The sequence below is a fragment of the Ramlibacter algicola genome (assembly GCF_016641735.1).
GTDB classification, from domain to species: domain Bacteria; phylum Pseudomonadota; class Gammaproteobacteria; order Burkholderiales; family Burkholderiaceae_C; genus Ramlibacter; species Ramlibacter algicola.
The window spans coordinates 1,504,406-1,522,949 of sequence record NZ_JAEDAO010000001.1; the positions used below are offsets into that span (position 1 = coordinate 1,504,406).

The 18,544-nt window shown below is 70.0% G+C and carries 16 protein-coding genes; 12 read left to right on the forward strand and 4 right to left on the reverse strand.

The window, feature by feature from the left end; translation table 11 throughout:
- The first annotated feature begins 581 nt into the window (after positions 1 to 581).
- Positions 582 to 974 carry a hypothetical protein gene (locus I8E28_RS07330; RefSeq protein WP_200787337.1) on the forward strand — a complete coding sequence of 131 codons (393 nt, stop codon included), beginning with the start codon at positions 582 to 584 and terminating at the stop codon, positions 972 to 974.
- Positions 975 to 1,039: 65 nt separating this feature from the next.
- Here I8E28_RS07330 and I8E28_RS07335 read toward each other — a convergent pair whose 3' ends face one another.
- Complete coding sequence (locus tag I8E28_RS07335; RefSeq protein ID WP_200787338.1) at positions 1,040 to 1,645, reverse strand: ATP-dependent Clp protease proteolytic subunit; 606 nt, start codon at positions 1,643 to 1,645, stop codon at positions 1,040 to 1,042.
- A 147-nt stretch (positions 1,646 to 1,792) separates the two neighbouring features.
- Here I8E28_RS07335 and I8E28_RS07340 point away from each other — a divergent pair, with 147 nt between their 5' ends.
- Positions 1,793 to 3,256 (forward strand): cytochrome P450, encoded by a 1,464-nt coding sequence (locus tag I8E28_RS07340; protein ID WP_200787339.1) that lies wholly within the window; start codon positions 1,793 to 1,795, stop codon positions 3,254 to 3,256.
- On the opposite strand, the gene I8E28_RS07345 is transcribed toward I8E28_RS07340, so the two are convergent.
- Positions 3,207 to 4,748 (reverse strand): class I adenylate-forming enzyme family protein, encoded by a 1,542-nt coding sequence (locus I8E28_RS07345; RefSeq protein WP_420850209.1) that lies wholly within the window; start codon positions 4,746 to 4,748, stop codon positions 3,207 to 3,209. The two genes, I8E28_RS07340 and I8E28_RS07345, sit on opposite strands and share 50 nt — an antisense overlap.
- 109 nt (positions 4,749 to 4,857) lie before the next feature.
- Between I8E28_RS07345 and I8E28_RS07350 the strand changes: the two genes are divergently transcribed.
- On the forward strand, positions 4,858 to 5,160 hold the full coding sequence (locus I8E28_RS07350) for an antibiotic biosynthesis monooxygenase family protein (protein WP_200787341.1): 303 nt from the start codon (positions 4,858 to 4,860) through the stop codon (positions 5,158 to 5,160).
- A gap of 4 nt (positions 5,161 to 5,164) precedes the next feature.
- Here I8E28_RS07350 and I8E28_RS07355 read toward each other — a convergent pair whose 3' ends face one another.
- The gene (locus I8E28_RS07355; RefSeq protein ID WP_200787342.1) at positions 5,165 to 5,434 is read right to left on the reverse strand and encodes a hypothetical protein; all 270 of its coding nucleotides are present in this window, start codon (positions 5,432 to 5,434) and stop codon (positions 5,165 to 5,167) included.
- A 194-nt stretch (positions 5,435 to 5,628) separates the two neighbouring features.
- Here I8E28_RS07355 and I8E28_RS07360 point away from each other — a divergent pair, with 194 nt between their 5' ends.
- The 4 genes from I8E28_RS07360 (at position 5,629) to arsC (ending at position 11,034) form a co-directional block, all read left to right on the forward strand.
- Positions 5,629 to 5,964 (forward strand): hypothetical protein, encoded by a 336-nt coding sequence (locus I8E28_RS07360; RefSeq protein WP_200787343.1) that lies wholly within the window; start codon positions 5,629 to 5,631, stop codon positions 5,962 to 5,964.
- A gap of 122 nt (positions 5,965 to 6,086) precedes the next feature.
- A complete protein-coding gene (locus I8E28_RS07365; protein WP_200787344.1) occupies positions 6,087 to 8,282 on the forward strand; it encodes a hybrid sensor histidine kinase/response regulator in 2,196 nt (731 codons plus the stop codon).
- A gap of 156 nt (positions 8,283 to 8,438) precedes the next feature.
- On the forward strand, positions 8,439 to 10,355 hold the full coding sequence (locus I8E28_RS07370; RefSeq protein ID WP_200787345.1) for an ABC transporter ATP-binding protein: 1,917 nt from the start codon (positions 8,439 to 8,441) through the stop codon (positions 10,353 to 10,355).
- Positions 10,356 to 10,614: 259 nt separating this feature from the next.
- Positions 10,615 to 11,034 (forward strand): arsenate reductase (glutaredoxin), encoded by a 420-nt coding sequence (arsC, locus tag I8E28_RS07375; RefSeq protein ID WP_200787346.1) that lies wholly within the window; start codon positions 10,615 to 10,617, stop codon positions 11,032 to 11,034.
- A gap of 3 nt (positions 11,035 to 11,037) precedes the next feature.
- Here the strand turns inward: arsC and glgC are convergent, their stop codons facing one another.
- A complete protein-coding gene (gene glgC, locus I8E28_RS07380; RefSeq protein WP_200787347.1) occupies positions 11,038 to 12,369 on the reverse strand; it encodes a glucose-1-phosphate adenylyltransferase in 1,332 nt (443 codons plus the stop codon).
- Positions 12,370 to 12,474: 105 nt separating this feature from the next.
- Here glgC and I8E28_RS07385 point away from each other — a divergent pair, with 105 nt between their 5' ends.
- The 5 genes from I8E28_RS07385 to lpdA all read left to right on the forward strand — a co-directional run bounded on the left by I8E28_RS07385 (position 12,475) and on the right by lpdA (position 18,450).
- Complete coding sequence (locus tag I8E28_RS07385) at positions 12,475 to 12,951, forward strand: FKBP-type peptidyl-prolyl cis-trans isomerase (RefSeq protein WP_200787348.1); 477 nt, start codon at positions 12,475 to 12,477, stop codon at positions 12,949 to 12,951.
- A 464-nt stretch (positions 12,952 to 13,415) separates the two neighbouring features.
- On the forward strand, positions 13,416 to 14,651 hold the full coding sequence (locus I8E28_RS07390) for a 3-methyl-2-oxobutanoate dehydrogenase (2-methylpropanoyl-transferring) subunit alpha (RefSeq protein ID WP_200787349.1): 1,236 nt from the start codon (positions 13,416 to 13,418) through the stop codon (positions 14,649 to 14,651).
- Positions 14,652 to 14,653: 2 nt separating this feature from the next.
- The gene (locus I8E28_RS07395; RefSeq protein WP_239027345.1) at positions 14,654 to 15,715 is read left to right on the forward strand and encodes an alpha-ketoacid dehydrogenase subunit beta; all 1,062 of its coding nucleotides are present in this window, start codon (positions 14,654 to 14,656) and stop codon (positions 15,713 to 15,715) included.
- 4 nt (positions 15,716 to 15,719) lie between these two features.
- Positions 15,720 to 17,045, forward strand: coding sequence for a dihydrolipoamide acetyltransferase family protein (locus I8E28_RS07400; RefSeq protein ID WP_200787350.1), 1,326 nt, complete (start codon positions 15,720 to 15,722; stop codon positions 17,043 to 17,045).
- A gap of 7 nt (positions 17,046 to 17,052) precedes the next feature.
- Positions 17,053 to 18,450, forward strand: coding sequence for a dihydrolipoyl dehydrogenase (gene lpdA, locus I8E28_RS07405; protein ID WP_200787351.1), 1,398 nt, complete (start codon positions 17,053 to 17,055; stop codon positions 18,448 to 18,450).
- Positions 18,451 to 18,544: the final 94 nt, after the last annotated feature.

Consider the following 18,544-nt stretch of genomic DNA (forward strand, 5'->3'; position numbering starts at 1 on the left):
GGGGGACCGCGGCGCGTTGCACGGCACCGAGGGCAGGTGGGGGCGAGGCGGCAGGGGACCGAAGTCCGCTGTCGCGGCACGCTGCACACAGCTCAGCCTCGGCAGGAGGCGCGACTCTAGTAGGAGAAGTCCGACATGCCACCGGCGTCGCCGCTGACGTTCGTAACGGGATGGGTCGCGTGTTGCACGCGAGGACGCGTTTTGCCAAGGACGAGCAGGCGGAATGCATGAGCCAACCGCTGCATGCGCGCGAAGCCGCCCATGCCTGAGCCACACAGTTCACGAATGGCAGAGCCACCACTGCTCGGCTGTGCGATTGGTCACGCCTGCGTGCAACGGCCGTGCGCGACACAGTCCTTACAAGTCGATGCGAACTTCGATGCGCAACAGCCGTGCGCGGGCTCGTGCGTGGACGCATTTCTGGGAACGTTTCCCATGCGAACGCGCCGCTCGGCCAGCGTCGAATGGTCGAGTCCCCTGAAGCGGAGTTGTCCTACAACCCGGAAGGATCCTCACGCGTTGGATGGAGGCCGGGTTGCTTTCTCGGCGTCCCAGACCATGTCAACCAGGAGAAATCTCTGATGAACAAGACCCTCATTGCCCTCGCCGCCGCCCTGTCCTTCGGCGTCGCCATGGCCCAGACCAGCGGCTCGTCGGCCGGTTCCACCGGCGGCAGCGCGGGCTCGTCCGCCACCGCACCGAGCTCGTCCACCAGCACGCCTGCCGCGTCGAGCGGCTCCACCAGCACGCCCAGCGCGTCCTCGTCGGCCAGCGCCGGCGGCGACAGCAAGGCCATGGAGAAGCAGGCCAAGGCCGACTACAAGGCCGCCAAGGCCAAGTGCAAGCCCATGAAGGGCGACGAGAAGAAGGCCTGCGAGAAGGACGCCAAGGCTGCGCACGAGAAGGCGGAAGCCGACGTCAAGCGCGCCAAGGCCGACGAGAAGGCCGCCAAGAAGTCGACCAAGACTTCCTGATCGCGCGGGCGCATCGCGCCCATGAAAAAGCCCGGCAATGCCGGGCTTTTCTTATTTGGCGGGGCTCACTTCCGCAAGTCGGCCTTGTTCTGCACGATCCGGCCGACCAGGCCGTAGTCGATCGCTTCCTCGGCCGACAGCCAGCGGTCGCGCTCGATGTCCTGCAGCACGCTGTCGTAAGGCTTGCCGGTCTCACGCGCGATGGTCTGCGCGATGCGCTCGCGCGCCTTGATGATTTCCTTGGCGTGGATCGCGATGTCGCTGGCCGGGCCACCGGCGCCGCCGCTGGGCTGGTGGATCAGGAAGCGCGTGTTGGGCGTGCACACGCGGCGCTCGCGCGGCACGGCCAGGTACAGGTGCGTGGCCGCGCTGCCGACCCAGCCGGTGCCGATCATCCACACCGGCGAGGCGATGAACTTGATCATGTCGTGGATCGCGTCGCCCGACTCCAGGTGGCCGCCGGGGGAGCTGACGATCATGTCGATCGGCTTGTCCGATTCGGCGTCCAGCGCGATCAGGCGACGCGCGATGTCGGCGGCCGAGCGGTCGCTCACCTCGCCGAACAGCATCACGGTGCGGGACTTGAAGGCCTTCTCTTCCAGGAAGGCGTTGCGCGGCTCGGCCGTGGACGGCTGGCCGTTCGGTTCGTCGTGTTCGTGGGGGGTTTCCATCATCGGGGCGCTCCAGATTGCTCTCAGCCTCCATCATGCACCGGCGGCCAACCCATCCGCTGCGGTGCGGATTTGCGCCGGCCGCATCGGGCAAGAGGTGGAAGCAGCGCCCTTGGGGCGGCGCGGCAGTTGCGCTAGGCTGCCCCGATGCACACCGCCGCTGCCGCCGCTCCCGAGGCCCGCACCCTGGACGACCTGCCCGGGCCGCGGCCCATGCCCTGGCTGGGCAACGCCCTGCAGATCCAGCGCGAGCGCTTCCACCAGCAACTGGAAGGCTGGGCGGGCGAGTTCGGCACGCCGTACGTGGTGCGCATCGACGCGCGCAAGCTGATGGTCGTGGCCGACCCGGAGGTGATCCAGGGCGTGCTGCGCGCGCGGCCCGACGGCTTCCGCCGCAACGAACGCGTGGAGACCGCGTCCCGCGAGCTGGGCTTCCTCGGCCTCTTCTCCGCCAACGGTGACACCTGGCGCCGCCAGCGGCCGATGGTGCTGGCGGGTCTGGACCCGACCCACATCCGCCAGTTCTTCCCCGCGCTGCTGGACGTGACGCAGCGGCTGCAGCGCCGCTGGGAGCGCGCGGCCGACAGCGGCACGCCGGTGGACCTGCAGGCCGACCTGATGCGGTTCACGGTGGACGTGACGACGGCGCTGGCCTTCGGGCAGGACCTGCGCACGCTCGAAGCCGACGGCGACGACACGATCCAGAAGCACCTGAACGTCGTGCTGCCTTCGCTGATCCGCCGCATCCTGTCGCCGGTGGAGCCGCCCGCCTGGCTGCGGCGCTGGCGCGAGCGCAGCCTGCGCCCGCACCTGCAGGTGCTGGGCGACGCTGTCAACGGCTTCATCGCGTCGACGCGCGCACAGCTGCAGGCCGACCCGTCGCTGCGCGAGCACCCGCAGAACCTGATCCAGGCGATGGTGGCCGCGCGCGACCGCGAAGGCAGCGGCGTGACCGATGCCGACGTCGCGGGCAACGTGTTCACCATGCTGCTGGCCGGCGAGGACACCACGGCCAACACGCTGGCGTGGATGGTGTGGCTGCTGCACCGCCATCCGCAGGCCGCGCAGCGCGCGCGTGCCGAGATCGACGAGGTGCTGGGCGGCGCCGGCACCCTGTCCAGCATCGACCAGCTGCATCGCCTGGACGTGGTCGAGGCCTGCGCGCACGAGACGATGCGCCTGAAGCCTGTCGCGCCCTTCGTCATCGCGCAGGCGCTGCACGACACCCTGGTGGCCGGCGTGCACGTGCCCCGGGGTGCCGCCGTGGTGTGCCTGATGCGGCCGGGCGGCATGAACGCGGGGTTGTTCCCGCAACCGGAGACATTCGATCCGCAGCGCTGGCTCGATGCGAAGGAGGCGGGCCACTCGTTCGCGTCGGCCAAGCGCGCGACGATGCCGTTCGGTGCCGGGCCACGCATGTGCCCGGGCCGCTACCTCGCGCTGGCCGAGATCAAGCTGGCCGCCGCGATGCTGCTGGCCAACTTCGAGGTCGAGTCCGTGGAACCACTGCGCGGGCGCGATCCGCGCGAGGTGTTCGCGTTCGTGATGGCGCCCGAGCGCCTCAGGATGCGGCTGCGCCGGCGGTCCACTGCTCGCGCAGCTGCCGCTTGAGCACCTTGCCGATGTCGCTGCGCGGCAGTTCGGCGATGTAGCGCACGCCGGCCAGGCGCTGCGTCTTGCCCAAGCGCTCGTTGGCCCACGCGCGCAGCGCGTCCGGCTCCGGCGCACCTTGGCGCACCACCACCCAGGCTGCGGGCGACTCGCCCCATTCCGCGGACGGGATGCCGACGACGGCCGCGTCGGCCACCGCCGGATGCTGGCGCAGCACGGCTTCGAGGTCGCTCGGGTAGATGTTGAAGCCGCCGCTGATCACCATGTCCTTGCGGCGATCCATCAGCTGCAGGAACCCATCGGCATCGAAGCGGCCGACGTCGCCGGTGCGGATGAAGCGGTTGCCCTGCGCGTCGTACCACTCGGCCTCGCGCGTCTTGCCCGGCTGCTGGTGGTAGTGGGTCATCATCGCGCCCGACTTGCCGACGACTTCGCCGATCTCGCCCGGTGGCACTTCGCGGCCATCCTCGTCGATCAGGCGGATGTCGTGGCCCTCGGACGGCTTGCCCACCGTGTGCAGCTTGTCCGGGAAATCGTGCGCGGCCAGGATGCAGGTGCCGCCGCCCTCGGTCATGCCGTAGTACTCCGTCAGCCCGCCGGGCCAACGCTGGAGGATGTCGGCCTTCAGCGCCGCCGCGAACGGCGCGCTGGTGCAGAACTTCATCACGAACGACGACAGGTCGAAGGTGTCGAAGCGCGGATGCGCCATCAGCCGCTGGTACTGCACCGGCACCAGCATCGTGTGCGTGGCGCGTTCACGCTGCGCGGTTTGCAGGTAGGCCTCGGGATCGAAGCGCCCCTGCATCAGCACCACCGTGCCGCCGCGCGACAGCGCCGGGAAGAAGCACACCAGCGTCGTGTTCGAGCACAGCGACGTCGCGAGGATCGCGACGGAGTCCGCACCGTACTTGCCCGCTTCCGCGCGCGCGACGTGCGCCCACCGCATGCCGTGCGGCTGCACGATGCCCTTGGGCGTGCCGGTGGTGCCGGACGAATAGATGATGTTGAACGGCCAGTCGGGCTGCACGTCGACCGGCGCCGCCTTCGAGCCCACCGGCGCGAGCCAGGCTTGCAGTGCCTTCGCATCGTCCATCGCGATGCGCGGCACGTCGAGGTCGAGCGCCGGCACCGTGGCGTCGGCGAACAGCAGCCGCGCCCCGCTGTCGCGCACCATGCCCGCCAGCTGCTCGCGCGTCGCACCCGTGGGCAGCGGCGCGACGGCGACGCCGGCCCGCAGCCCGCCGAGGAACAGCACGGCGTACTCGATGCCGTTGGCACCGCTGATCGCGATTGCCTGCTTCGGCTGCACGCCGTCGCGCTGCAGCGCCGCCGCCACGCGGTCGGCCAGCGCGTCCATCTGGCCCCACGTGATCCGCCGCTCGCCCTGCACGAGCGCCGCGTGCTGCGGCCGTGCGGCCGCGTGCTCGCGCACGACGTCGCTGATGGTGCGAAACGGGGGCAGGGGAGAGGCGGGAGTGCTCATGGGCTGCATTCTGGCCGCACCGCGTCGTCGCCGCGGTGGCGGGGACCCATCGCTCCCACTCAGCCCGGTCAGCAAGCGATGGATTCCCGCCTTCGCGGGAATGACGAGAATGCGGCGCATGATCCTCGAAGCCGCTCCCCTCTCCGTGCGTCCCGGCCAGGAGGCCGCGTTCGAGGCGGCCTTTCGCGAGGCGCAGCGCATCATTGCGGCGTCGCCGGGCTACCTGTCGCACGAGCTGCACCGCTGCACCGAGCGGCCGTCCGAGTACCTCCTGCTCGTGCGCTGGCGCACGCTGGAGGATCACACCGTCGGCTTCCGGCAGTCAGCGGCGTACCAGGACTGGAAGCGGCTGCTGCATCACTTCTACGAGCCGTTCCCGGTGGTGTCGCACTACGAGGCGGTTGCCGGCGTGCCCGGCTGACGGTTCACAGCTCGATGAAGTTGCCATGACCGGGCGTGGTACCCGGTCCCTTCGGCGCGCCTTCCTCGCGCTCGGGATGGCCGGTGCAGCACTGGTCGACCGCGATCGGGTCGCTGGCGGGGAAGGTGTATTGCACGGCGACGTCCAGCAGGTCGTCGTACGAGGGTTCGGCGCCGAGCGGCGCCTGCTCGTCCGGCCGCAAGGCCTCGTCGGCCATCGCCCGTTCGCGTGCGCCGGCGGGCGGCGGGTTCTCCGTCGTGGGGAAAGGTGTCATGCGGCCATGCTCCGGCGCGCGGTGCGCGCTGTCTGTAGGCGCTTGATGATGGTCGTGCGCGAGCACGGCCCAGTCGGTTGCGGATGACAGCAATGCGGGCGCAGGCCCGGTCGACGCCACCGCGGCGTTGCGATGGGATGGCATGGACGCCCCGCACGGGGCGTTCCCCTTCCACCATGACGAGAGGAGCCTTCATGCAGGCAGACCAGTTGAAGCAGCGCATCGACAGCATCGAGGAGTGCGCGGACGAAGCCAAGGACGCGTTGCAGTCCGGGTCGGTGAACCCGCAGCTGCGCCAGAGCGTCGAGTCGTTGCACCAGCGCGCCAAGCAGGCGCAGCAGCAGGCCGGCAGCGGCCAGCAGATGGGGCAGGACCAGTTGCGCGAGCCGATCATGCAGCTCGAACAGGCGGCCGACCAGGCGATGCAGGCATGCCGCCAGGCCGGCAATGTCGACCAGAAATTGCAGCAGGCGGTGCAACGCGCGCACCAGGAGGCGTCGTCGCTGAAGAAGCAGATCCAGATGGGATGAACGGCCCCTCCCGTTCACGCGACTAGCACGGAAGCGGCCCGCAGGGGCCGCTGATACGCCTCGTCGCACGCATGAGCTTTTGGTCACCGGCACGGCTTACTGCTGTGCTACGGTGCCACTCGATGCGCCTGCGTACGAGCCTGTTCCTCCTCGCCACCCTGGCCGCGGTGCCGATCCTGGCCTTCGCATTGATCGCCGCCCGCTACGTGGTGCAGGCCGAGGACGAGAACCTCGTCAACACCTCGATGGCGCGCAACTCGGCGACCATGAGTGCCGTCGACGCCGAGTTGCGCGGTGTCACCGCGACGCTGCAGGCGCTCGCCGGCGCGAGCAGCCTCGGGCGCAACGACCTGCGCACCTTCCATGCGGACGCGCAGGCCGTGCTCGTCACGCAGCCGTCCTGGCGCAACATCTCCCTCATGACCAGCGGCGGCCAGCAGCTGGTCAACGCGCGCGTGCCCTGGGGTGCGCCGCTGCCCGCCCATCCTTCCGATCCCACCTCGCTCGAGCGCCTGCTGCGGACGCGCGAGCCCGTCGTCGGTGACCTGCAGCGCGATGGGCTGCCCGACAACGAACTCGGCGTCACCGTGCGGGTGCCGGTGCTGAACGAAGGCGTGGTGCGCTACGTGCTCACCGCGACCCTCAGCGCCGAGCCGTTCCGCCGGTTGCTCGAGCAGCAGAACCTCGCGCCGGGGTGGGTCGGCGCGCTGGTGGACGGCCATGGCCGCGTGCTGGCGCGCGTGCCTCCCGTGAGCGTCGGCAGTGCGGCCTCGCCGGAATACCTCACGCGCGTGCAAGGCGCGACCGACGGCTGGTACCGCGGCCCCGGCATGGGCGGCGAGGACGACTACACCGCTTTCCTGCGCTCCGGCATGACGGGCTGGAGCCTGGGCTATTCGGTGTCGGCGCAGGTGTTGAACAAGGGCGTCAAGGGCGCGGCCTGGGTGATGGGCGCCGGCATGGCGCTGTCCGTCATCGCCGGCGGCCTGCTCGCGCTGCTGCTCGGACGTGTCGTCTCCAGGCCGATGTCGCAGCTCGCCACCGCCGCGCGCCGCTGGGGCGACGGCGTCCCGGTGCGGGCCGGCGTCGATTCGCGCATCGAGGAAGTGCAACAACTGGCGAGCGCCCTCGACCGCGCAGCCGGTGCCGTGACGCAGCGCGACGCGCAGCTGCAGCAGCGCGCCGAGGAACTCGCGCAAGCCAACGCCAAGAAGACGCAGTTCCTCGCGATGCTATCGCACGAACTGCGCAACCCGCTCGCCCCGCTGCGCAATGGCATCGCCATCCTGCGCCGCACGGCCGATCCGCGCCGGCGCTCCGACGTCGAAGCGATGATGGAACGCCAGGTCGCGCACGCGGCACGCCTGATCGACGACCTGCTGGACGTCAGCCGCATCGAGCGCGGCAAGCTGCAACTGGAGCTCGGCACGGTGCACGTGGCCGACATGGTGCGTGCGGCGGTCGAGGCGGTCCGCCCCGCGATCGAGGCGCGGCGCCAGCGGCTCGAGGTGCGGTCGCCGGCCGCGGCGCTCTCGCTGCGTGGCGATTCCGTGCGCTTGGCGCAGGTGCTGAGCAACCTGCTCACCAATGCATCCAAGTTCACCCCCGAAGGCGGCCACCTGCGCGTTGAGGCGCTCGCCGAAGGCAGCGAGCTGGTCCTGCGCGTGCGCGACGAAGGCGTCGGCTTCGAGCCGGACGAGGGCGACCGGATCTTCGAGATGTTCACGCAGCTGGACACCAGCCGCAGCAAGGCGGTGTCCGGCCTGGGGCTGGGACTCGCCATCGTGCGCTCGATCGTGCACATGCACGGCGGCACGGTGTGTGCGTATAGCGAAGGGCAGGGCTCCGGCGCGACATTCACCGTCAGGCTGCCGATGCTGGCCCAGCCCGTGGCGGCGAACGACGCTCCCGGCATGCCTGCGCTGCCCGCACCCGCCGGGCCACGACGGGTGCTCGTCGCCGACGACAACGTCGACGCCGCCGACTCGCTCGCCGCGCTGCTGCGCGAGGAGGGCTTCGAGGTCCTGGTCGCGCACGACGGCGAGCGGGCGCTCGAACTCGCGCGGCGTTCGCCGCCGACGGCCGCGCTGCTCGACCTGGACATGCCCGGGCTCGACGGCCACGAGGTCGCGCGGGCGCTGCGCTCGGAGCGTGGCGCCGACGTGCTGCTGGTGGCGCTGACGGGCCTGGGGCGGCCATCGGACCTGCAGGCCACGCGCGCCTCCGGCTTCGATGCGCACCTGACCAAGCCGACGCCGTTCGAGGACGTGCTCGAGGCGCTGCAACGCCGCCGCGCGCAACGCCCGGTGCACGCCTGACGCGCGCCGATCGCGCTTTCGCAATCGGCAGCGTGACATCTTCCCGGACAGGATCGGTGCGGCCTCGAGCTCATCCGTCAACGGGTAGAGTGGCGCCTGCGTTGCTGGAGAAGCCCGCCTGGGCCGCGAAGTCCTCCAGCAGTCCCTCCTTCCTCCATGTCCCCCGATTCCGCCCACGGCACCCCGGCCGTGCAGCAGCCGCCCGTGCGCAGCACCCTCGCGTGGGTCCGGCATGCGAGCCAGTGGCTCCAAGGCTTCGGCCGCCCGATCGGCAAGGTGCTGGCGCTGGCGCTGGTCCTGGCGACCGTGTCGGCCGCGGCACCGCTGGCCGTGATGCGGCTGGTCGATGCGCTCGGCCAGTTCGCGGCGCAGCGGCTCGCCGGTCCCGGCTCCATGCCCGCCAGCGCACTGCTTTCGATCGGCGTCGCCCTGCTGCTGGTCGCGGGCGCCGAGCTGGGCCAGGTGTGGCTCTCCAAGCTGCTGGAAACGCGCAGCTGGCGGGTGCGCCTGGCGCTCGACTTCTCGCTGCGCCAGCGGGTCACCGAGCGCCTGCACCAGTTGCCGCTGTCGTGGCACCAGCAACACACGGTCGGCGGCACGGTCAACAAGGTCAACACCTCGATCCACGGCTTCGTCAGTGCGGTCGGCGAGATCGGCTTCAAGGTGCTGCCCGCGATCGCGTACCTGGTGCTGGCACTGGCCGCGCTGGTGCAACTGGATTGGCGCCTGGCCATCGCCGTGTGCGTGTTCGCGCCGCTGCCGGCCCTGATCGGCATGGGCGCCGCCAGCGAGCAGACGCGTCGCGACCGCGACCTGCTCAAGCACTGGACCGCCACGTTCGGCCGCTGGACCGAGGTGCTGGGCGGCATCCGCACCGTCAAGGGCTTCGCGATGGAGCGCGAGGAGGAACGCCGCTTCCTCTCCGCCGTCGCCGCCGGCAATGCGCGCCAGACCGAAGGTGCGCGGCGCGATGCGCGCACGGCCGCATGGCAGGGGCTGTCGGCCGCCGCTGCGCGCGTGTCGGTGGCCGCACTCGGTGCGTGGCTCGTGCTGCAAGGCGAGGGCACCGTCGGCACATTGGTCGCGGCGCTGCAATACGTCGGTGGCCTGTTCGGCCCGATCCAGGGGCTCACCAGCGTGTACGCCACGGTGCGCCGCGCGCGTGTGTCTTTGGAGACCGTGTCGTCCATCCTCGACGCGCCCGATCCGCTTGCGGACGCACCCGATGCACCAGATCTCGTGGTCACACAGGGCGAGGTGACGTTCGAGGGCGTGTCGTTCGCGTACGCCGACGACCGTCCGGTGCTGCAGGACGTCTCGCTGCGCGTAGCGCCGGGTGAGACCGTGGCGCTGGTCGGCCCCAGCGGCAGCGGCAAGACGACGCTGCTGGCGCTGCTCGAGCGCCTGCATGCGCCGACCGCCGGCCGCATCCTGGTCGACGGCGTCGACGTGCGCGGCTGCACGGCGACATCACTGCGGCGCCAGGTGGGCACCGTGATGCAGGACGTGCACCTGTTCCACGACACCATCCTGGCGAACATCACCTACGGCACGCCCGGCGCGACGCGCCAGCAGGCCGAGGACGCCGCGCGCGCGGCGCATGCGCACGAGTTCATCGAGAAGCTGCCGCAGGGCTATGACACGGTGCTGGGCGAGCGCGGCGCGGGGCTGTCCGGCGGGCAGAAGCAGCGCCTGGCGATTGCGCGTGCGCTGCTCAAGGACCCGCCCGTGCTGGTGCTGGATGAAGCGACCAGCGCCCTGGACAACGAGAGCGAGGCCCTCGTGCAGGACGCGCTGCAGCGCCTGACGCGCGGGCGCACGACGCTCGTCGTCGCGCATCGGCTGTCGACCATCGTCGATGCCGATCGCATCGTGGTGCTGCGCGCCGGCCGCATCGACGCCATCGGCACGCACGCCCAACTGCTCGCGCAGGGCGGCTACTACGCGAAGCTGTTCGCGCGGCATGCTCGCGAGCAGCGCCCCGTGGCCGGCGGCCTCGAGGCAGTGCTCGACCAGCCCTTGCAGCGCCCGCAAGGGCATCGGCCGGCGGAGCCGAGCGCCGCGCAGGCGTGAATCTCGCTGCGGCGCGGCATGCGCGGCGGTGGACAACCCTGTGGGCAAGCGGTTCATTGCTTGTGCACCGGCGGTGCACGAGCGGTGCACGACGCCCGATCAGTTCGTGCGTGCTGCGCGCAGGACGCCGCCGACACACACGGCGCGCCGCAAGCGCTATGCTGGCATCGCACCCAGGGGTCGTTGGGTGCCAGTTTCTTCATGAATCCACTTGGGCCCGCGCAAGCGGGCCCTCTTTTTTGCCCGCCACAATCACGGCATGAGCGACGCCACGATCTTCCACAACCCCTCGTGCGGCACCAGCCGCAACACGCTGGCCCTGCTGCGCCATGCGGGCCTCGAGCCGACGGTGGTCGAGTACCTGAAGACGCCGCCGACGAAGGAGCAGTTGCGCCAGCTGCTCGCGGACATGAAGGTCGGCGTGCGCGACGTGCTGCGTTCCAAGGAGCCGACGTACCAGCAGCTCGGGCTGGGTGACGCGAAGTGGACCGACGAGCAATTGCTGGAGTTCATCGGCCAGCATCCGGTCCTGCTGCAGCGGCCGATCGTGCGGACGGCGCGCGGCACCGCGATGTGCCGTCCTTCGGAGCGCGTGCTGCGCCTGCTGCCGGTCGATCGCGTGCCGCCGTTCACCAAGGAAGACGGCGACGTCGTGGTCGACGACGGCGTGCGGGCCTAGGCGCTAGAGCCGGTCCAGCATTTCCTTCGTCACGAGCACGATGCCGCCGGGGGACCGGTGGAAGCGCTCGGCGTCCGCTTCCGGGTCTTCGCCGATGACGGTTCCCGGTGGCAGTTCGCAGCCGCGGTCGATCACCACGCGCGAGAGCCGGCTGCCGCGCCCGATGACGCAGCCAGGCAGGATCACCGTCTCGCTGATCTTGCAGCACGAGTGCACGCGCACGCTGGAGAACAGCACGGACATGGTGAGGTCCGAGCCTTCGATGATGCAGCCGCCCGACGCGATGACGTTGGCGATCTCGCCATGCCGGCCGCCCTCGTCCGGCGTGAACTTGGCTGGCGGCAGCTGCTCCTGGTAGGTCCAGATCGGCCAGTCGCGGTCGTAGATGTTCAGCTCGGGCAGGTTGGACGCGAGGTCCAGGTTCGCGGCCCAGAACGCATCGACGGTGCCGACGTCGCGCCAGTACGGATTGTCGCGCGACGCCGCCGGCACGCTCGACAGGTTCAGCGGATGCGCGAAGGCCTGTCCCGCACGCACCAGGCGCGGGATCACGTCCTTGCCGAAGTCGCGCTGCGAAGCGGCGTCCTTGAAATCCTCGTCGAGCAGCGAGTACAGGAACTCGGCGTCGAAGACGTAGATGCCCATGCTGCCCAGCGCGCGGTCCGGCTTGCCGGGCATGCCGGGCGGGTCGGCGGGCTTCTCGAGGAAGTTGGTGATGCGGCGCTTCTCGTCGATGGCCATCACCCCGAGCGCGGTGGCTTCCATGCGCGGCACCTCGATGCAGCCGACCGTGCACTTGGCGCCGTTCTCGACGTGGTCGAGCAGCATCAGCGAGTAGTCCTGCTTGTAGATGTGGTCGCCCGCCAGCACCAGGATGTACTTGGGGTCGTAGCTGCGCAGGATGTCGATGTTCTGGTAGATCGCGTCGGCCGTGCCGCGGTACCAGTCGGCTTCGTTCACGCGCTGCTGCGCCGGCAGCAGGTCGATGAACTCGTTGGCTTCGCCGCGCAGGAAGTTCCAGCCGCGCTGCAGGTGGCGCAGCAGGGAGTGCGACTTGTACTGGGTCAGCACGCCGATGCGCCGGATGCCCGAGTTCAGGCAGTTCGACAGCGCGAAGTCGACGATGCGGAACTTGCCGCCGAAGTACACCGCCGGTTTGGCCCGGCGGTCGGTCAGCTCCTGCAGGCGGGACCCACGCCCGCCGGCGAGCACCAGTGCCACGGTCTGCCGCGGCAGTTGCCGCGCCAGGCTCAGGCGCTCGGCCGTGTCCGGCTGCTGCCTCGAGCGCAGCGCATCGTTGAGTTGGTCGTTGAATGCGACGTCTTCCTTGGCCATGCGCGGACTCTCCCGCACGGCCGGGATGCGGTGTGTAGGACGTTCGCCAGAGGCAGTTGCGCCGCCCCGGCGTGGCCCCTGCGCCGCGTGAACGACAATGCCGGGATGCAGATCGCCAAGGACACCGTCGTCACCATCTCCTACCGCATTGCCGACGCGCTCGGCCGCCTGCTCGAAGGCGGCAAGGAGCCGGCGGCCTACCTGCACGGGGGCTACGACAACACCTTCCCAAAGCTGGAAGCCGCGCTGGAGGGCAAGCAGCCCGGCGACCAGGTGTCGCTGCAGCTCGAGCCCGCCGATGCATTCGGCGAACGCGACGAGGCGCTGGTACGCACGATCCCCAAGAGCGAGTTCCCGCCCGGCGTGAAGGTGGGCGGCCAGCTCGAGGGCACCAGCGACAGCGGCCAGCCCGTGCTCTTCAACGTCATGAAGATCAAGGGCGACACCGTCCACCTCGACGGCAACCACCCGCTCGCCGGCAAGGCCGTGAAGATCAGCGTGAAGGTGGTGTCGGTACGAGCCGCCACGCAGGACGAGATCCAGCATCGGCATGCGCACGGCTCCGGTGGGCATCACCACTAGGTTTGTCATTCCGGCGAAGGCCGGAATCCACGCTCGTGTTGGCCACCAGAGTGCTCGCGCGAGCCGGCGAGCGCATCAGGCGGCACTCGACCATCGAAGATCGGGCCCGGCGGCACCCCCTGACACGCTCGCCGGATCGCGCTTCGCCCGCGGCTTCTTCCGGCAGGGCGCGAGCCCGGGGGCGAAGGGCGCTGGGGCGACGGTCGGTGGCGCATGAGGATGGATTCCGGCTTTCGCCGGAATGACAAGGCTGAGGCCTTGGCCGGATGACAAGTCGGCAGCCTTCGCCGGAATGACAGGGTCGACTGGGTTCCCCCGGGACCTCCCGCCCACCTCGGCCGCTTACACTCGGAGCACCTGCACCACACCCCGGTGCAGGCCCGTGGAGCGCGACGGCCACCCGTTGTCGCGTTCCGCCCGCAAACCTGGCAGCGCACCCACCCGTGCGCGGAGCGATTGCATCCATGAGCGAGCACCAGCCCCTGCGGCTGCACGTGCCCGAGCCGTCCGGACGGCCGGGTTGTGCGACCGACTTCTCGTACCTCCACGTCTCGGAGGCCGGCGCCGTCCGCAGGCCGCCGGTGGACACCCCCCACTTCGACACCCAGGACCTGGCGTATTCGCTGATCCGCGTGCTCGACCGCGACGGCAAGGCCGTCGGGCCGTGGGCACCGGAGATCTCGACCGCGCAGCTCCGCAAGGGCCTGCGGTCGATGATGAAGACGCGCATCTTCGACGCGCGCATGACCATCGCGCAGCGCCAGCGCAAGATCTCTTTCTACATGCAGTGCCTGGGCGAGGAAGCCATCGCCTGCGCGCACGCCGCCGCCATCGAGGCCGGCGACATGTGCTTCCCGACCTACCGGCAGCAGGGCCTGCTGCTCTCGCGCGACGACATCTCGATGGTCGAGATGATGTGCCAGCTCATGAGCAACGAGAAGGACCCGATCAAGGGCCGCCAGTTGCCGGTGATGTACTCGTTCAAGCGGGCCGGCTTCTTCACGATCTCGGGCAACCTGGCCACGCAGTTCATCCAGGCCGTGGGCTGGGCGATGGCCTCGGCCATCAAGGGCGACACGAAGATCGCGTCGGCGTGGATCGGCGACGGCGCGACGGCCGAGAGCGACTTCCACACGTCGCTGACCTTCGCGCACGTGTACCGCGCGCCGGTGATCCTCAACGTGGTCAACAACCAGTGGGCGATCTCGACGTTCCAGGCCATCGCCGGCGGTGAGTCGACCACCTTCGCCGCGCGCGGCGTGGGTTGCGGCATCGCCTCGCTGCGCGTCGACGGCAACGACTTCCTCGCCGTGTACGCCGCCAGCAAATGGGCCGCCGAGCGCGCGCGCATGAACCTGGGACCGACGCTGATCGAGTGGGTGACGTACCGCGCGGGCGCGCACTCGACCTCGGACGACCCGAGCAAGTACCGGCCCGCCGACGACTGGGAGCGCTTCCCGCTCGGCGACCCGATCAACCGCCTGAAGTCGCACCTGATCGGCCTCGGCGCCTGGAGCGAGCAGGAACACGAACAAGTGCGCCTGGAACTCGAAGCCGAAGTGATCGCCGCGCAGAAGGAAGCCGAGTCGTACGGCACGCTGCTGGACGGCCAGATCCCGAGCGCCGCGACCATGTTCGAGGACGTGTTCGCCGAGATGCCCGCGCACCTTCGCGCGCAACGCCAGCAGCTGGGGGTGTGACGATGCTGACCAAGACCAAGGACGCCCAAGTGGAAAGCAGCGCCGGCGCGACCAGGCCGATGACGATGATCCAGGCCCTGCGCTCGGCCATGGACGTGATGATGGACCGCGACGACAACGTCGTCGTGTTCGGGCAGGACGTGGGCTATTTCGGCGGCGTGTTCCGCGTCACCGAAGGGCTGCAGGCCAAGTACGGCAAGAGCCGCTGCTTCGACGCACCGATCAGCGAAGGCGGCATCGTCGGCGTCGCGGTGGGCATGGCGGCTTACGGCCTCAAGCCGGTCGCCGAGATCCAGTTCGCCGACTACTTCTACCCGGCCAGCGACCAGATCGTGTCCGAGGCCGCGCGCCTGCGGTACCGCAGCGCCGGCGACTTCACCTGCCCGATGGTGATCCGCATGCCCTGCGGCGGCGGCATCTACGGCGGCCAGACGCACAGCCAGTCGCCCGAGGCGCTGTTCACGCACGTGTGCGGCATCCGCACCGTGATGCCCAGCAACCCGTACGACGCCAAGGGCCTGCTGATCTCCGCGATCGAGTGCAACGACCCGGTGATCTTCCTGGAGCCCAAGCGCCTCTACAACGGCCCCTTCGACGGCCACCACGACCGCCCGGTGGTGCCGTGGTCCAAGCACGAGAAGGGCAACGTGCCCGAGGGCTACTACCGCGTGCCGCTCGACTCGGCCAACGTGGCCCGCGCCGGCTCGCAGGTCACCGTGATCACCTACGGCACGATGACGTGGGTGGCCGAGTGCGCGGCGCAGGAGACCGGCATCGACGCCGAGATCATCGACCTGCGCTCGATCTGGCCGATGGACCTGGACACGGTGATCAACTCGGTCAAGAAGACCGGCCGCTGCGTCATCGTGCATGAAGCGACCAAGACCAGCGGCTTCGGCGCCGAGCTGTCGGCGCTGGTGCAGGAGCACTGCTTCTACCACCTGGAAGCGCCGATCGAGCGCGTCGCCGGCTGGGACACGCCGTACCCGCACGCCCAGGAGTGGGCGTACTTCCCGGGCCCCGATCGCGTCGGCGCGGCCCTCAAGCGCGTGATGGAGGGCTGAAGCCATGGGGATCTATGCAATCAAGATGCCCGACATCGGCGAAGGCATCGCGGAAGTCGAACTCGTCGAGTGGCGCGTGAAGCCCGGCGATGAGGTCAAGGAAGACCAGGTCGTCGCCGACGTGATGACCGACAAGGCGACGGTGGAGATCCCGTCGCCGGTCGCGGGCAAGGTGATGGAGCTGGGGGGCCAGCCCGGCCAGCTGATGGCCGTCGGGTCGGAACTCATTCGCCTGGAAGTGGCGGGCGAGGGGAACGTGAAGGCGGGGGCCGCGAAGCCGGCGAAGGCTGCCGTTGCTTCGACCTTGTCGCCGGACCAGAAGGACGACATCACCGTCGAGAACAAGTCGGTGGAACCAGCGCGCCCGGCCAGCCACCCTCACCCCAACCCTCTCCCGCCAGCGGGAGAGGGAGCGAAACCGCCGGCGGTCACGCCTGCGCCGCGCCGCGCGCCCGGCGACAAACCGATCGCCTCGCCCGCCGTGCGCCGCCGCGCGTGGGAGCTGGGCATCGAGTTGCAGTACGTGCACGGCAGCGGCCCCGCGGGCCGCATCGAGCACGGCGACCTGGAGGTCTACCTGGCCTCGCGCGGCCAGCCGCAGCAGGCGACGCCCGCGCGCATGCGCCAGAAGGACGGCGAGGAGCAGCTGCCGATGATCGGGCTGCGCCGCAAGATCGCGCAGAAGATGCAGGAGGCCAAGCGCCGCATCCCGCACTTCAGCTACGTCGAGGAAGTCGACGTCACCGAACTCGAAGCGCTGCGCGCCAAGCTCAATGCGAAGTTCGGCGCCAGTCGCGGCAAGCTGACGGTGCTGCCCTTCATCGCGCGCGCCGTGGTGCTCGCGCTGGAGGACTTCCCGCAGATGAACGCGCGCTTCGACGACGACGCCGGCGTGGTCACGCGCTACCAGCCCGTGCACCTCGGCATCGCGACGCAGACCGACTCGGGCCTGATGGTCCCGGTGCTGCGGCATGCCGAAGCGATGGACCCGTGGACGTTCGCGAAGGAACTCACGCGCGTCGCGGAAGCTGCCCGCTCCGGCAAGGCTTCGCGCGACGAGCTGCAGGGCTCGACGATCACGATCAGCAGCCTCGGCCCGCTGGGCGGCATCGTCACGACGCCGGTGATCAACCATCCCGAGGTCGCCATCATCGGCGTCAACCGGATCGTCGAACGCCCGGTGTTCCAGGGCGACGCGGTGGTCAAGCGCGCGCTGATGAACCTGTCCTCGTCGTTCGACCACCGCGTGGTCGACGGCATGGACGCGGCGCAGTTCATCCAGACCGTCCGGGCGCTCCTCGAGACGCCCGCGATGCTGTTCGTGGAGTGATCGCCGGATGCAAGTGAAGCAAACGACGCTGCTGGTCATCGGCGGCGGTCCCGGCGGCTACGTGGCCGCCATCCGTGCCGGCCAACTGGGCGTGCCGACGATGCTGGTCGAAGGTGACAAGCTGGGCGGCACCTGCCTCAACATCGGCTGCATCCCGTCCAAGGCCCTGATCCACCTCGCCGACGAGTTCGCGCAAGCTTGCCGCTTCACCGGCGACAACCCGCTGGGCATCCGCGTGCAGGAGCCGGCGCTGGACCTGGTGAAGGCGCAGAAGTGGAAGGACGGGGTGGTGGGCAAGCTCACCGGCGGCGTCGGTGCGCTGCTGCGCAAGAACGGCGTGCAGGTGGTGCAGGGCTGGGCCACCGTGCTCGACGGCAAGACCGTCGAAGTCAAGACGAAGGAAGGCGAGCCGTTGCGCATCCAGTGCGAGCACCTGCTGCTGGCCACCGGCTCGGTGCCGGTGAACCTGCCGCACCTGCCGGCCGGCGGCAACGTGGTGACGTCGACCGAAGCGCTGGCGCTGACGCAGAAGCCCAGGCACCTGGTGGTGGTCGGCGCCGGCTACATCGGCCTGGAACTGGGCATCGCCTGGCGCAAGATGGGCGTGGACGTCGCCGTCGTCGAGGCGGCGGCCACCGTGCTGCCCACGTACGACGAGGAGCTCACGAAGCCCGTCCTCGCGTCGCTGCGCAAGCTGGGCATCACGCTGCACCTGAACACGACGGCCGAAGGGCTGACCGAGAGGGGCGACGGCCTGCGCGCGCGCAGCAGCAACGCCGACGAATTCGTGCTGCCCGCCGACAAGGTGCTGGTGGCCGTCGGCCGCAAGCCTCGCACCGAGGGCTTCGGCCTGGAGTCGCTGCAGCTGGACATGGCCGGCCGCGCCGTGAAGATCGACGAGCAGTGCCGCACCTCGATGCGCAACGTGTGGGCCATCGGCGACCTGGCCGGCGAGCCGATGCTGGCGCACCGCGCGATGGCGCAGGGCGAGATGGTCGCGGAGATCGTGGCCGGCAAGAAGCGCCGCTTCGCGCCGATGGCGATTCCGGCCGTGTGCTTCACCGACCCCGAGCTGGTGGTGGCCGGCATGACGCCTTCGGAAGCGCAAGCCAAGGGCCTCGACGTGCTCGTGTCGCAGTTCCCGTTCGCCGCCAACGGCCGTGCGCTCAGCATGGAAGGCGCCGAGGGCTTCGTGCGCGTGGTGGCCCGCAAGGACACCCACCAGGTCGTGGGCTGGCAGGCCGTGGGGCAGGGCGTGTCGGAGCTCAGCGCCGCGTTCACCTATGCCATCGAGATGGGCGCGCGGCTGGAAGACGTCGGCGGCATCATCCACGCGCACCCGACGCTGGGCGAGGCGGTGCAGGAATCGGCGCTGCGGGCGCTGGGACACGCGCTGCATATCTGAGGGCCGGTCCGCCGGGCCGGCGGGCCGCTCCCAACTGATCGGGACATTTGTCCCGCCCGGCCCCGGACAAGGGCAGCATGCGGTTCGGTAGCTT